Raw genomic sequence first — 15,433 nt, forward strand, 5'->3', positions numbered from 1 at the left:
CTAATCTTTTAAGTCTCATGATTTTACTTTTTTAATAAGTTTTTAACAGAAAACATCCAAATTTGACAAAATACACGTATATACCTTATTCCCTTTTTAAAAAATTTGACTTTTAATTAAAAAACCTACACTATGGCTGTACTAACCACCTGTATTACATCTAGTTTGCAACCATATATTCCCACATCTCAAGATCCTTGGAACGAGGCAAGGATAAGACATGCTTACAGACGTATTGGCTATGATGCAAACTTAACTATGATTTCGAGTGCAATGTCCATGTCACCAAATGACTTTATAGATCAGTTGGTTGACGAATCTCTAAACGCACCCAACTGGCCAGAACCTACTTGGGCCAACTTCACTAACGACGATTATGCCAATCTAGGTTTTGATTTTAATGAGGAAACTCAAAACAATCACCAAGAGGTAGTTCTTGAGGTTATGGATCAAATGCAAACCGTTGGTCTTAAAGGTCGTTTGCTTATGTTTTGGAGCAACCATTTTGTTACACGTTTAGAAGATTATTACACTAGTAATCATCTTTACGAATACTATAGTGTTATAGAGAACAATATGCTTGGCAATTTTGAAAATTTCGTAAGAGAAATTGGTACTACCAGTGCGATGCTAGTTTATCTCAATGGCTATGAAAACACAAATCTTAGTCCAAATGAGAATTACGCTCGCGAACTCTACGAGCTTTTTACCCTTGGTGTAGACAACGGTTATACACAACAGGATATAGTTGAAACCGCTAAAGCTTTAACAGGTTACAATCATAGAGAAAACTGGACATATCCTATTTATTTTGACGCCAGTACTTTTGACGATTCAGAAAAAACCATTTTTAACCAAACAGGTAATTGGGATTATGATGATGTTATAAATATACTATTTCAAGAAAAGGCATCGTTAATTGCAGAACATATCTGCAGAAAGCTCTACGCTTATTTTGTTAGTGCAACTATCAACGAGGATATAGTAACAGAAATGGCAAATCTATTTATTCAAGATTTTAACATCTCAAATATATTAAGAGTGTTATTTAAAAGTGAACACTTTTTTGATGCTAAGACCATAGGCATTCTTATAAAAAGTCCATATGACATGTTTATGTCTTATTTAAAAGTTACGGGCTTTAGCATTCAGCCGGACTATCTTGAGGCCTTTCCTTGGTTCAATACGACACTAGGTCAAAGAATGTTTCAACCAGTAGACGTTGCAGGTTGGCAAGGAGATAGAGATTGGATTAATTCTAGCACATTAACTGGTCGATGGCGAATATTACAATGGATTATTTGGCATACTTGGGATAATTTTCAAGAGGAACTAAGGTATTTTGCCATTGAAAGTTCGAATAACAGTAATGATCCTTACGCAGTTGCTAAAAGTATTATAGATAGATTTATGCCCTTGGAACTTTTTACCGAATCCGATTATCAGGATGCTACTGACGTGTTAAAACACAACTTACCTGAAAACTATTATGAAAATGGCATATGGAACTTGCAATACCAATCCGCACCATATCAAGTCTTGTTACTCATTAGACATCTTATAAAAATTCCTGAATTTCAACTTAAATAATCTACTGTTATGTGCAACCAACACCCAAATCAAAATAAAAAATTCGGAACTTCTGCTCATGATGATGAACATAAGAAGTGGAACAGACGATCTTTTCTACAAGCACTAGGCTTATCTGGAGCAGGTACGATGATGCTAGGAGGTATGCCACTTTCGGCTTCAAGTAATTCTAAACTTGCTGCTGCTATTAGTAATTCTGAAACTGACCGTGTACTTGTAATTATACGATTGAAAGGCGGTAACGATGGGCTCAATACTATTGTCCCAATATATGATTATGATACTTACGCAGCTAATAGACCCAGCATTAGGCATCAACTTAATCAAGTCACGGCATTAACGTCAGATTTTGGCATTCCTAATTATATGGATGATTTAATTAACCTTTGGGATAATGGTGCAATGAAAGTAGTACATGGTGTTGGTTATGAAAACTCTAGTCAATCACATTTTGCAGGCTCAGATATTTGGGCATCAACCGATCCTACTAATACAGAGCAATCCGGCTGGATAGGAAGATATTTCGAAGAATTATATCCTGAATATCTCATAAATCCTCCAGACATACCAGCCGCCGTTCAAATAGGTAGTATAGGTAATTTAATTTTTCAAGGAGACACAAACAATTACGCATTCTCAGTTGCTAATCCAAATCAACTAGAGACCATCGCCCAAAACGGCACTGTGCATGATATGTCTAGCTTTCCTGATTGTATTTACGGAGATCAACTGGAGTTTATGCGTGGCACTACTAATACCACATATCAATATGCAGGTACTATAAACCAAGCTTATAATAATGGCACCAATAATTCAACCTACATGGATTCCGATCTCGGGCAACAGCTTTCCATAGTGGCGCGTTTAATTAAAGGAAATTTAGGTACTAAAGTTTATATGGTGACCCTTGGTAGTTTTGATACACATGCTAATCAAGTCAATGATCACAGGGACTTACTTATAGATTTATCTAATTCAATAAAAACATTTTACGATGATTTGGCGCAAGGTGGCTTTGATGATAAAGTCCTATCAATGACCATAAGTGAGTTTGGTAGACGTATCTATGAAAATGGATCTAATGGGACAGATCATGGTAAAGCAGCACCATTGATGCTATTTGGTCCTGCAATTGAAGGTAATGGTTTTGTAGGACAGCATCCCGATTTGAGCACGGGCAACGGAAATTTGGATTACACACAAGATTTTAGGGAAGTTTACGCAAGCATTATGCAAGAGTGGCTATGTATTGACCCTGACCTTGTGGATGAAGCTTTACTCAATAATACCTATGCTAGAGTTGATCTTGGCTTTAATTGCAACGCGTTATTAAGTGTTGATGATTTTAATAGAGAACGCTTTAAGCACTATGTACTTTACACAGACAACGACGCTGTTATTAAAATAAAAAATCCATACACACAACACGCGGTTATAAAGCTCTATGATATTATGGGTAGAACTATTGCGACATTAAAAAATGAAATGTTATTTGCTGGAGAACACAGCATTAGTGTTAAAAATGAAGTTTCTCAGAAACTCAATATTGGGCAATACATTTATAGAATTTCAGTTGGTAATCAAAACTACAGTAAGTCCTTGATAATACGCTAAAACTAAAAACATATAATCTTAAAGCTTCTATTAATACTGGAGGCTTTTCTTTTTATTACTAAAAGTAAAATCGCTAATTTTGCGCTTCATTTAATCAAGAGCGCAATGTCTAAAAGATACACCATAACAGCAGCACTACCCTATACTAATGGTCCAATACATATTGGCCATTTAGCTGGTGTTTATGTGCCTGCTGATATTTATTCAAGGTATTTACGGTTAACAGGTAATGATGTCGCTTTTATTTGTGGTAGTGACGAGCATGGTGTTCCAATAACAATTAAGGCAAAAAAGGAGGGCGTGTCTCCTCAAGATATTGTAGATAAATATCACACAATTATCAAAAAATCATTTGAAGATTTTGGGATTTCGTTTGATAATTACTCACGTACCTCAGCCAAAATTCATCATGACACTGCTTCTGAGTTCTTTATGACTTTATATGATAAAAACGAATTTGTAGAAGAGGTCTCTGAACAATTATATGATGCCGAAGCCAATCAATTTTTGGCAGATCGTTTTGTTATCGGAATTTGTCCAAAATGCGGTTACGAAGAAGCCTATGGTGATCAATGCGAAAATTGTGGGACAAGTCATAACGCAACGGATTTAATCAATCCAAAATCTGCAATAACGGGTAATGTACCAACTCTTAAAAAGACAAAGCACTGGTTTTTACCATTGAACAAGCACGAAGACTTTTTAAGAGAATGGATTTTAAAAGGTCATAAAAAAGACTGGAAACCTAATGTTTATGGTCAAGTAAAATCTTGGGTTGACGATGGCTTAAGACCAAGAGCAGTTACCAGAGATTTAGATTGGGGAATTCCCGTACCTGTTGAGGGCGGTGAGGGTAAAGTGCTTTACGTATGGTTTGACGCGCCTATTGGTTATATTTCTGCAACTAAAGAATGGGCAGCTAAAGAAGGTAAAAATTGGGAAGATTATTGGAAAGATAAAAACACAACCTTGGTTCACTTTATTGGCAAGGATAATATTGTCTTTCACTGCATTATATTTCCATCGATGCTTAGAGCAGAAGGGTCTTATATTCTACCAGAAAATGTACCAGCAAATGAGTTCTTGAATCTGGAGGGCAACAAATTATCAACCTCAAAAAATTGGGCAGTTTGGTTGCCTGATTATCTAGAGGATTTTCCTAATCAACAAGATGTCTTACGCTATGCTTTAACGGCTAATGCCCCAGAAACAAAGGATAACGATTTTACTTGGAAAGATTTCCAAGCGAGAAACAATAACGAATTGGTAGCTGTTTTTGGAAACTTTATAAATCGAGTAGTCGTTTTAACCAATAAGTATTATGATGGAGTTATTCCTCAACCGTCAGATTATAAAAAAATTGACGAAGACACTTTAGCTACCTTAAAAGCCTATCCAGCTGTCGTCGCAAGCTCTATTGAGCGTTATCGCTTTAGAGAGGCAAGCCAAGAACTGATGAATTTAGCAAGACTAGGAAACAAATACTTGGCCGATGAAGAACCTTGGAAAACCATTAAGACAGATGAAGAACGCACTAAAACAGTGATGTTTGTGGCCTTACAGATAGCTTCAGCACTGGGTATTTTGTGTGAGCCCTTTTTACCATTTACCTCGGAAAAATTAAAGAGAATTCTTTGTCATTCTAACCTTGATTCAGAACCTAAATGGGATGAGGTTTCGAATAAAGACGTATTTCTTCCACCTGGTCATGTAATAACAAAGGGGAAGCCCGAGTTATTGTTTTCAAAAATCGAAGATGCAGAGATAGAGAAACAAATACAGAAACTTGAAGCCAATAAAAAAGCAAATGAAGCAGCCAAGAAAACAGTAGAACCCCAAAAAGAAGAAATCTCCTTTGATGATTTTACAAAATTGGATATACGCGTAGGGACAATTCTCGAAGCAGAGAAAATGCCAAAGACTAAAAAACTTTTGGTTCTAAAAGTAGATACAGGCATAGATACGCGCACTATAGTCTCTGGCATTGCGGAAAGCTTTAAGCCAGAAGACATTATTGGAAAACATGTTACAGTTCTAATCAATTTAGCGCCTAGAAAACTAAGAGGTGTAGAAAGTCAGGGCATGATATTAATGACCGAAGACAAAATGGGTAATTTGGTCTTTGTAAATCCTGACATCAATGACGTCTCCAATGGATTAAAGATTAGTTAGTTTCAATAAAGATGTATTCTATACTTTTTATGAATTCAATCTTTTTTTGCTGTTGTTTTGTTGAAGTTACGCTACTTTATGATTAAGAATTAAAGTATAATTGTTTGTAATAGTTAACGATGAGTTAATTAATAATCGGTCGATTATAATTTGGTCTATTTTTAGAAAAACTTACACATGAAGAATATACTTTATATATGCTCAAAACTGATAATCGCATACTTTATTCTAAGCTTTCAATCTTACGCACAAAATAAGAAAAATACTGTCATTACAGATGCTTTTGAAAACTACAACAATATACCCAGAGAGGTTGCTTATCTACACTTGAACAAATCTACTTATATCAAAGGGGAGCAAGTGGGCTTTACCGCATATGTCCTTGATAAAAAGACCAAGAAGATCTCACTAATCGCCACCAACTTATACGTGAGTATCGAGGATAGCGATAATAAAGTAATAACACAAAAGCTGCTAAAATTAGAAAATGGTATAAGCTCTAACATCATTGAACTCGATTCCAGCTTCACATCCGGCTATTACACCATAAAAGCCTACACTAATTGGATGCGGAACTTCGAACAACAAGACTATTTCGCTGAAAGCATCAGGATTATAGATCCAAAAGTCGAGGAATATATTGAAACGGAAGCAGTACAAATTACCATCGATGCACAGTTCCTTCCCGAAAGCGGACACTTGCTGGATAAGGTCAACAATACCGTTGGTGTGGTGCTCAAGGACCAAAATGGTTTTGGTGTGCCCAATGCGAAAGGTAGGGTCTACAATAAAGACGGCCTCCTCATAACGGAGTTCCAAGTAAACCATCTCGGCATAGGTAAATTCCTCCTACTTGCAGAACTTGACAACGACTATACCATTAAGATCGACTACCTTAACAAGGAATTCACCTTCTCCCTCAATCAGCCCATTGAGCCCATTGGCATTGTTCTAAGTGTTGTGGGATCCAAGAACAAAACATACATAACCCTTTCAACTAACGATCAGAGCCTTGAGGTAGTTAAGGATAAAACCTATACCCTGACGCTGCATAATGGTGATGGCATCTATGCACAAGAGGTCATGTTCAGAGAATCCAAGTCCATAGTGAAATCATATGATCTAACTAGTATGCCCACTGGGATCAATATATTTACACTCTTCAACAATGACAACCATCCTATTGCGGAACGCCTCTTCTTTAACTATAATGGTATCAGAAGGCTGGAATCCTCGCCTATTACGGCAAAGGCGGTTGGTGATTCCATCAACCTGAAAGTGAACTTCGCCAATATGTCTCCTAGTCAGTTCAACAGTATAAGCGTATCCGTGCTTCCAACGGAGACCCAATGCTACGACAGGCACAATAATATTCTTGCCGCTAATTTCCTCAGTCCATACGTCAAGGGGCAAGTTGAGGGTTCCAAGCACTATTTTACAAAGGTCAGCCCAAGGACAAAATTAGATATGGACAATCTTCTGTTGACACAGGGCTGGAGCAGCTATGACTGGAACAATATATTTGACGCTCCAGAAACTTTCAAATTCCTATTTGAACAGGGTATCACAGTTAAGGCTAATGTAAATAATACGGATATAAAGAACATTCAGGCCTATATGGTAGATATAAGTAATAAAGTCAAAGGTTTAATTATCAAGCCAAACATAGATCAAAAATCTTTCGTATTAAATAATGTCTTCCTTGAGGGAAATGAAAACATTTATATATCAGAACTTCATAAAACTAATGGTCTCAAAGTTCCAAACCTATATCTACAAGGTTTTCCTAATAAAATACCTTATTTAGATAAAAACAAACCTGTTTTAAAACCTAAGTTTCTCTACGAAACTCTAGCATATATAGAAGACGTTGATATAAAATCGATAAAACCCATTAATAAGGTCCAAAAACTTGATGAAGTTCTAATTGAAGCGCAAAGAGATAAGGTAAGAATAAGAACGGACGAATTAAATAAAAAGAGTTTTAGAAATAATATAAAAGTCATTACCGAAAAAGACAGAGAGTCTTTTTCTACACTAGAAGAATATATTAGGGTTAAAGGTGGGGTAACGGTTTATGAAACACGTGCAGTTCGTACTAGTGGACGAAGCCCTGACGCTAACAGTGGTATTACGTTTTACACAGGCACTAGCATAAGCCCAAATAGTAACCAATTAATGGACATTTTTGTAGATGATGCATATATCGGTCAAGAAATTGCACCTAGATTTTTTCTGCTTCAAAACATTGATTATGTTGAGATTAACAAAACAGGTTTAGGTACAGGTGTAGGACAGGGTTTTAAGGGCTCAGGCGGTATTATAAGAATTTATACAAACCCTAAGCATGCACAGCAGGCCTCCTCAAATAAAAAAACAGGTAAATCGTACAAACTTCCACTCAAGTTCGCTACCAATAAAAAATTCTATGTCCCCAAGTACAAGTATTATAATGATGATTTCTATTTAAACTATGGCGTTGTGGATTGGAAACCTCGAGTTAGTAGTAACGTCAATGGTAACTTTAGTTTTAAAATAAATAAGTCCAGTATTCCTGTAACTCTATTTATTGAAGGCATTGTCAATGATAGTGCATTCATTTTTGAAGAAAAAACCATCTCTTTTGATTAAAAAATTAATCGAAGACTTTTTACTAAAAAAAAAATTCTTTGACTTTACTCATCGAAAAGCTTATGTAACTCAACTAAAAGGTAGTTTTACTCATTTTGAGTTCTAATAAGAACCTTTAATCTTTAACTTGAAAAAGGTTTTTATTAATTGAATTACTGATATCGAAATATAGTTGATTTATAACTTTTCCTTGAGCTTGTATAACTAATAATTATAATAGTTATAACCACTTCCAATAGTTAATAATCAGTTAATCAGAAATTAATAGAAAGCGCTTTTAACTATCTTTATAAAAACAGCTTGATTATGAAAGTATCACTACGTTTGCTTATTTTATCTTTAGTCTTTAGCTCTATATCCTATGCCCAAGATACCGAAGCCATTACCGAGGCTTTCGAAGAGTACGCGGAGACACCTAGAGAGGTTGCCTATCTCCACCTAAACAAGTCCACCTATATCAAGGGCGAGCATATAGGCCTTACGGCATACGTGCTCGACAAGAAGACAAAACGCAACTCCATGATGGCCACCAACCTATACGTGAGCATCGAGGACGAGGGCAACAACATCATAAAACAGAAGCTCCTCAAACTGGAAAATGGCGTGGCCTCAAACATCATAGAGCTAGACTCCAGCTTTACCTCTGGCCATTACACCATAAAGGCATATACCAACTGGATGCGTAACTTCGACCAACAGGACTACTTTGCGGAGACCATAAGGATCATCGATCCTAAGGTCGAACAGTACATAGAGACAGCTTTTGTGGAAAATACCATTGACGCCCAGTTCTTGCCAGAAAGTGGCCACTTGCTAGACAAGGTGAACAATACGATCGGTGTGGTGATCAAGGATAGTAAGGGCTATGGCGTGCCCAATCTCAAGGGAACCATCCATGACAAGGACGGCCAAATGGTATCAGAATTCCAGGTCAACCACTTGGGCATAGGCAGGTTCCTGCTATTGCCAGAGCTAGGGAACGATTACACCGCCAAAATAGATTATAAGAACAAGGCGTTCGTTTTCGATCTCAACACAACCATCGAGCCCGTTGGCGCCACCCTTAGCGTTGCTGCACTAAAGGACAAGGCCTTGGTCACCATAGCTACTAACGAGAAAGGCCTCGAATATCTAGAGGACCGGCCGCTCAAGCTGACCCTGCACAATGGCAATGGCATAAATGCCATCGATATTGGTTTCGAAGACGCCAGATCGATAACCAAGTCCTATGATCTCTCAGACCTTCCTGCTGGAATAAACATATTCACGCTATTCGATGGGAACAACCAGCCCATTGCAGAGCGACTATTCTTCAACTACGATGGTATTGACAGGTTACAGTCGCAATCCGTGACCGCAAAGGCCGTTGGCGATTCCATAAACCTGAAGATGGCATTCAACATCGACCCAACCAAGTTCAACAGCCTGAGCGTATCCATCCTTCCCACTGAGACGGACTGCTACAGCAGATATGATAATATAATGGCGTCTAACTTTTTAAGGCCATACATCAAAGGGCAGATAGAAGGTTCCAAATACTATTTTGGCGAGGTCAATACGCGGACAAAGCTCGATATGGATAACTTATTGATTACCCAAGGATGGAGCAGCTACGACTGGGATGATATTTTTAGCGACAGCGTAATGAGATATCCTTTTGAAAGAGGCATAACTATAAAGGCCAATGTTAATACTAAAAATATTAAAAATACTGAGGCCTATATGGTAGATATAAGTAATAGAGATAAGGGATTGGTCATAAAGCCAGAGAAAGGACAAAAATCTTTCATCGTCAATAATATTTTTCTGGAAGAAGATGAAAAGTTATTTATTACCGAGGTCACTAAAAACAATACCATGAATGTCCCTAGGTTATATCTTCAGAGTTTTCCATATAACGTTCCATATCTAAACAATAATAACACTTTGTTAAAACCAAAACATGAGTATATCACCCTAGCGCATTTGAATACTAATGAAATGAAAATGGAGTCGCTAGGCAAGGTGCAAAAACTAGAGGAGGTCGTTATAGTTACCGAAAGAGATAGAGCGCGATTAAGAGCGGAAAAGCTTAATAGTACAAGATTTGGTAATAATGTCGAGGTCATTACCAGCGAGGAAAGACAAGCTTTTTTTAGTTTTGAAGATTATGTAAGAACTAAAAATGTTCAAGTTGATGATACAGGTGTGGATATCATCTATTATTTATCAAGAAACATAAGACCAGGAGGAGTTGTTCCTATGGATGTCTTTGTAGATGATTCATATTTTGGTAGATCTTTACCTCGAAGATTTATTTTAATGAATAATGTTGATTATGTAGAGATCAATAGAACAGGATTAGGAGTTGGTGTTGGAGAAACTTTGAAAGGCTCTGGTGGTATTTTAAGAATATATACAAATCCCAAATTAGATCCTGAAGGCCCGAGAGAAATAGGTCAAACTTATGAACTCCCATTGAAGTTTGCTGCGAGCAAGACATTCTATGTTCCAAAATACAAGTACTACAACGACGAGTTTTATTTAAAATATGGCACCGTGGATTGGAAACCTCAAATTAATAGTGGTGCCGATGGTAACTTTGATTTTAAGATCAAAAAGCCTAATGTTCCTATAAAATTATTTATAGAAGGTATTGCAAATGATGGCTCTTTTATTTTTGAAGAGAAATCTATATCATTAAATTAGGCAAAATGTCTAATTGTACATGCTCAAAATAGCATTCCACCCTATATACAAACATCCACTTCCAAAAGGGCATCGTTTCCCAATGGAAAAATATGAATTATTGCCGCAGCAATTACGCCATGAAGGCACTTGCCATGACAATAATTTTTTTGAACCCAATAAACCAAACGATAAATATATATTAGCTATTCACAGCCCTGAGTATTATTATGATTTAGTGAATATCACATTAGATCAGCGTGCAGCGCGAAAAATTGGATTTCCATTAAGTGAGGTCTTGGTAGAACGCGAGGTCATTATTGCGGATGGTACTATGAAAGCTAGTAAATATGCCCTAAAACACGGTATTGCCATGAATATCGCAGGTGGCACGCATCATGCCTACACTAATCATAGTGAGGCTTTTTGCCTATTAAATGACCAAGCGATTGGCGCGCGATATCTTCAACAAAAAGGTTTGGTAAAAAAAATCTTAATCGTAGATCTCGATGTACACCAAGGGAATGGTACAGCAGAAATCTTTCAGAACAATGATACCGTTTTTACCTTTTCCATGCATGGAAAAGGTAACTATCCTTTTAAAAAAGAACAGAGTGATTTAGATATTGCTCTAGAAAATGATACTGATGACAAAACGTACCTCGAGCTATTAAAAAACACCTTGCCAAGACTCATAGAAGAACAAGAACCAGATTTTATTTATTATCTCTGTGGTGTAGATGTTATTGCATCTGATAAATTAGGAAAACTTGGTATGTCAATAGATGGTTGCAAAGAACGTGACCGTTTTGTACTAGGACTATGCAAAACTTATAACATACCTGTGATGTGTAGTATGGGAGGTGGTTATTCGCCAGATATTAAGACGATCGTAGAGGCACATGCCAATACGTTTCGTTTGGCACAAGACATTTTCTTTTGAAGAATTAAAAATTAACTCTAAACACAACGTTTGGCGTAATACCCAATGAACGCTGTCTAATTTCAACTATCTCTCCATCATTAATGCGATAAAAGTTGTTTATAATATTCTCTCTATCCAAAAGATTCCAAACGGATAGTCCTAAATTGGCTTTGGTCTTAGAACCCAAATTAAAATTATATAAAGCAGAGACGTCAACCCTTAAATAATCCTGTAATTCCGATGAATTGGTTGCTTCAAAATTGATGTTATCATTTAAGATCGCATTATCTTCAATAGGGCGCGTTGTTGGTCTTCCCGAATTCCAATTTAAACCTGCTGATAGTTTTAGTTTTTCGGAGGTGTAATTCGTTCCAAAAGTGATGGCATGTCTAATATTAAAGTTGCTTGGAAATCTACTTTCAGCTAAATCTTTAAAACTATAATCACTATTCATATAAGAATAACTCAGCCAAGAGTTAAACTTTTCTAACTGCTTTCTTATAATAAAGTCCAACCCTCTAACTTCGTTAAAACCACTAGTTCTCTCAAACTCATACTGGTTCTGAAATCCTTGACTCTGAGTGGTTATCCCTTTCACTTTCTTATAGTAACCGTCTGCGCTAATTAACCAGCCATTTTTATTGAAAGCTAGACCAATAGATCCTTGACGACTTTGGATGACGGGAATATCATCGTTATTAGACAATTGCCACCTTCGCTTCTCAATACCCAAAAAATCATTCTGAAAATTAACGACTTGAGATGTATTTTGATTTTTAAATTCGCCCAAAGCCTCTACAGAAAAATGGTCGAGAAATTTATGTAAAAAGCTTATTCTTGGTTCTAAAAGATGTTTACTAAACTTGTCAATATAGTTATACCTCAATCCTGTAATTATAGTTGTATTTCTATCTTTAGACTTATAGGAAAGTTGCGAAAAAATACCATGTGTTCTTACCACTTCCGAAACCAACAATCGAAAGCGTGGAATATCTACATCATCCAAATTAGTAATTTGAGTTTCAACAAAATGATAGCCATTTTGTAATTGTAATTGATTGTTAATTTTATAATTGGTCTTAAGCTTTAAACTTGTTTCAGACACTTTGTTCTCCTGAAGAAAACGCTGCGACTCTAACACATTTGCATTTATAGATTTGAGTTTATAATCGGTTTCATAGGCTTCGAGCGTGGTTTGCCATTTCGTATTCCAGATTTTTGAATAGGCAATAGCACCTGCAATACTATTCTGAGACAAACTACTTTGTCTTGAGTCATCAACTGAACCCATGGAGGTGTTTTCATTGAACATCAATTCATTAGCCACATTTATAAAATTGACTCTAAGTTCTTCCTTATTATTTATTTTATAAATCCAACGTAATGATGCATCATAAAAATCGAAAGCCTTATCGGAATTGATAATACTCATGGCATTATTCTCTACTTCTGTATCTTGAGAAATACGCTCAAAAAAATTGTTATAGGTTGGTGTCTCTGTAAAATCACTAATAGATTTTCTTGCAGCAACTTGCAAAGAAGATTTATCGCTAATAGGTATGTCCACAAAACCATTAGCATCAATGAAATTAATACCAACGTTCCCTTTAAAAGTGTCATTTACTTCTTTTTCAGTTTGCATTGAAATGGTTCCCGAAACACCATCTGTAAATTCAGTAGCAGAACCATTTTTAGTGAGTGATACTCGCTCGGTAATTTGAGGATTAAACATGGAAATGAGTCCAAAAAAATGTCCAGACTGGTACATTTTAATGTCATCCCATAAAATAAGGTTTTGGTCGTGAGAGCCTCCTCTAATATTAATATTAGATACCGTTTCATTTATACTTTGAATACCAGAAAAAGCTTGAACAGCGTGTAATACATCTGTATCTATTAAGCCTGGAAGTATATCGAAATCTGAAACATCTATCTCAAATGATCCGTTGCTTAGCTTATTAATCCCTTTAACAATATAACCTGAAACTATAATTTCGGATAATTCCTGAAGATCAAAGTCCGCCGCTTTTGTGATCACTAAAACCATATTATCATCCGTAAGCTGAAATATAAAATTAGTTTTTTCCTTTAGATAATTTAAGACCTCTTCTAATGATAATGATTGAGATGGTCCTATAACCTTAACGCTAGAAACAAGGTCTTCTGCATAATTAAACTGAATATTAAAACGCTGCTCTAAAGCGCTCAGAATTTCAGACAACGGTTTTTTCTTCTCGGTGTCTTGAGAATGTATTTGAAAAGAAAAAATAAAGCCTAGAAATAGTACTGTTATTAATCGCTTAATCTGTATTGCCATGAATTAGTACTTGGTTGAGTGAACTAATTTCAAATGTTAAATTCATTGGTTGTGTAATTGCAGAAAGGGCATTTTCTAGGTTGGTATGTGTAAAGCCACCTGTAAATAATCGACCTGTATCTGCGCCTTTAACCACTACTTTAATATTATACTGACGCTCTAACTCATATATCACTTCTTCGAATGGTATAGCCCTAAAACGACTTCTTTTATTAATCCATTCTGGTGCTGGATCAAAAATTTCAACTTCACTAAATTCATTGTTTAAAATACGATAGGTATCACCCTCTAGCAAATGTCTCATAATGGTATCCGAAGTTACTTTAACAATACCCTCGTAACACTCCACTTCAAAATAATTGTCTCGTGCTTTTACATTAAACTTTGTACCAACAACACTAACTATTCCATACTCAGTAATAACAGCAAAGGTTTTTCCCTTTGCCACTCTAAAATAGGCCTCGCCTTTTAGATTTAATCGTCTTTTAGAATTCCATGAATCAACGTCATAAGTAATCTCTGAATTGGCATTTAAAGTCACTTGCGATAAATCGGGCAAATTTATTGTGGTCTGTTCACTTGCCAAGGTACGTTCTTCAATTAAATCATTTCCAAAAAAAGTAAAGTAAACACCTAAAGATACAACCACCAATGCAGCTATTTTTAGTAGGGGTCTTATCCAATTAATAGATTTAGTTTTTGGTTTAGTCTTGTATATATCCCTGAATGTTTGAAAGTCATCCATCTTAGAAAATTCTGAAGCTTTAAAATACTTTGCTTTTTCAATAATATCTTGATTCAAGGCATAATCTTCTCTCTTACTAAATGCCAGTTTTTCGGCATCTGTAAGTTCATCATTCAACCATTTTCTTAACAAACCGTCCTCAATCATAAACTAATCTCCTTAAGCATATAACAACTTAGCTTCTGTTTCTCCTGATTATTTTAATTTAAAATTCTCTAATTCTTTTTTTAAAACATTAAAGGCACTATAAATTCTATACTCCACCACTTTTTGTGTCACTCCTAAAAACTCAGCAATCTCACTTTGCTTTTTACCTTCAACCTTATTCATTAAAAATGCAACACGCTGTTCTTCTTTTAGACTTGCCAGTACTTTATTATACTTTTCTAAATATTGATCTTGCTCCAAAACAAACTCTGGAGTTTCATTGGTATAGTGTTTAGGCTTTGTTTTTTTGTGTTTCAGTACAACTTTCTGATGCTTAATGTCATTCAACATCATGTTATTAGCTACGGTAAATAAAAAGGACTTAGCCTTGGCAAAAGTTACCTTTTTACAATTATCCCATAATTTAATAAAGGCTTCTTGCGCTTTATCTCTTGGATTGAATTGCGCACCATATTTATAGTACAAAAAGTTATGTACATCATCTGAGTACTTATTATAAATTCGCTCAAACGCTGCCTCTTGGCAGATATTCTCACTAAGGTTTTCTGGCAATTGTAAATAGTTTTGATAAAGATATTGAAATATTTTTTTAAAAAGTTCAGTA

9 protein-coding genes are annotated in these 15,433 nt (G+C 35.8%); 6 read left to right on the top strand and 3 right to left on the bottom strand.

Annotated elements, in window-relative coordinates; genetic code table 11:
- The first annotated feature begins 132 nt into the window (after positions 1-132).
- The 6 genes from H7F21_RS01195 (at position 133) to H7F21_RS01220 (ending at position 11,617) form a co-directional block, all read left to right on the top strand.
- Positions 133-1,590: a DUF1800 domain-containing protein gene (locus tag H7F21_RS01195; protein WP_185787414.1), complete on the top strand. Its 1,458-nt coding sequence runs from the start codon at positions 133-135 to the stop codon at positions 1,588-1,590.
- A 9-nt stretch (positions 1,591-1,599) separates the two neighbouring features.
- Entirely contained in the window at positions 1,600-3,204 is a 1,605-nt protein-coding gene (locus H7F21_RS01200; RefSeq protein WP_185787415.1) for a DUF1501 domain-containing protein, read from the top strand.
- 105 nt (positions 3,205-3,309) lie between these two features.
- The gene (metG, locus tag H7F21_RS01205) at positions 3,310-5,376 is read left to right on the top strand and encodes a methionine--tRNA ligase (RefSeq protein ID WP_185787416.1); all 2,067 of its coding nucleotides are present in this window, start codon (positions 3,310-3,312) and stop codon (positions 5,374-5,376) included.
- 177 nt (positions 5,377-5,553) lie between these two features.
- Positions 5,554-8,007 (top strand): alpha-amylase family protein, encoded by a 2,454-nt coding sequence (locus H7F21_RS01210; protein ID WP_185787417.1) that lies wholly within the window; start codon positions 5,554-5,556, stop codon positions 8,005-8,007.
- A gap of 306 nt (positions 8,008-8,313) precedes the next feature.
- Entirely contained in the window at positions 8,314-10,695 is a 2,382-nt protein-coding gene (locus tag H7F21_RS01215) for a hypothetical protein (protein WP_185787418.1), read from the top strand.
- Between the two features lie 19 nt (positions 10,696-10,714).
- Positions 10,715-11,617: a histone deacetylase family protein gene (locus H7F21_RS01220; RefSeq protein WP_185787419.1), complete on the top strand. Its 903-nt coding sequence runs from the start codon at positions 10,715-10,717 to the stop codon at positions 11,615-11,617.
- A gap of 4 nt (positions 11,618-11,621) precedes the next feature.
- Here H7F21_RS01220 and H7F21_RS01225 read toward each other — a convergent pair whose 3' ends face one another.
- The 3 genes from H7F21_RS01225 to H7F21_RS01235 are packed head-to-tail and all read right to left on the bottom strand — an operon-like array spanning position 11,622 to position 15,381.
- The gene (locus tag H7F21_RS01225) at positions 11,622-13,916 is read right to left on the bottom strand and encodes a FecR domain-containing protein (protein ID WP_185787420.1); all 2,295 of its coding nucleotides are present in this window, start codon (positions 13,914-13,916) and stop codon (positions 11,622-11,624) included.
- Positions 13,900-14,808, bottom strand: coding sequence for a FecR family protein (locus tag H7F21_RS01230; RefSeq protein WP_185787421.1), 909 nt, complete (start codon positions 14,806-14,808; stop codon positions 13,900-13,902). Before H7F21_RS01230 ends, H7F21_RS01225 begins: the two co-directional genes overlap by 17 nt.
- 48 nt (positions 14,809-14,856) lie before the next feature.
- Positions 14,857-15,381, bottom strand: a complete 525-nt coding sequence (locus H7F21_RS01235; protein ID WP_185787422.1) for an RNA polymerase sigma factor — start codon at positions 15,379-15,381, stop codon at positions 14,857-14,859.
- Between the last annotated feature and the right edge of the window lie 52 nt (positions 15,382-15,433).

Origin of the sequence: Winogradskyella flava (assembly GCF_014243395.1) — a bacterium.
Classification (GTDB): domain Bacteria; phylum Bacteroidota; class Bacteroidia; order Flavobacteriales; family Flavobacteriaceae; genus Winogradskyella; species Winogradskyella flava.

What these genes read in the sequence shown, in the direction of transcription:
- H7F21_RS01225 (WP_185787420.1), bottom strand. Translation starts at nt 13,916, where the DNA reads ATGGCAATACAGATTAAGCGATTAATAACAGTACTATTTCTAGGCTTT.
- metG (WP_185787416.1), top strand. Translation starts at nt 3,310, where the DNA reads ATGTCTAAAAGATACACCATAACAGCAGCACTACCCTATACTAATGGT.
- H7F21_RS01200 (WP_185787415.1), top strand. Translation starts at nt 1,600, where the DNA reads ATGTGCAACCAACACCCAAATCAAAATAAAAAATTCGGAACTTCTGCT.
- H7F21_RS01220 (WP_185787419.1), top strand. Translation starts at nt 10,715, where the DNA reads ATGCTCAAAATAGCATTCCACCCTATATACAAACATCCACTTCCAAAA.
- H7F21_RS01230 (WP_185787421.1), bottom strand. Translation starts at nt 14,808, where the DNA reads ATGATTGAGGACGGTTTGTTAAGAAAATGGTTGAATGATGAACTTACA.
- H7F21_RS01215 (WP_185787418.1), top strand. Translation starts at nt 8,314, where the DNA reads ATGAAAGTATCACTACGTTTGCTTATTTTATCTTTAGTCTTTAGCTCT.
- H7F21_RS01210 (WP_185787417.1), top strand. Translation starts at nt 5,554, where the DNA reads ATGAAGAATATACTTTATATATGCTCAAAACTGATAATCGCATACTTT.
- H7F21_RS01195 (WP_185787414.1), top strand. Translation starts at nt 133, where the DNA reads ATGGCTGTACTAACCACCTGTATTACATCTAGTTTGCAACCATATATT.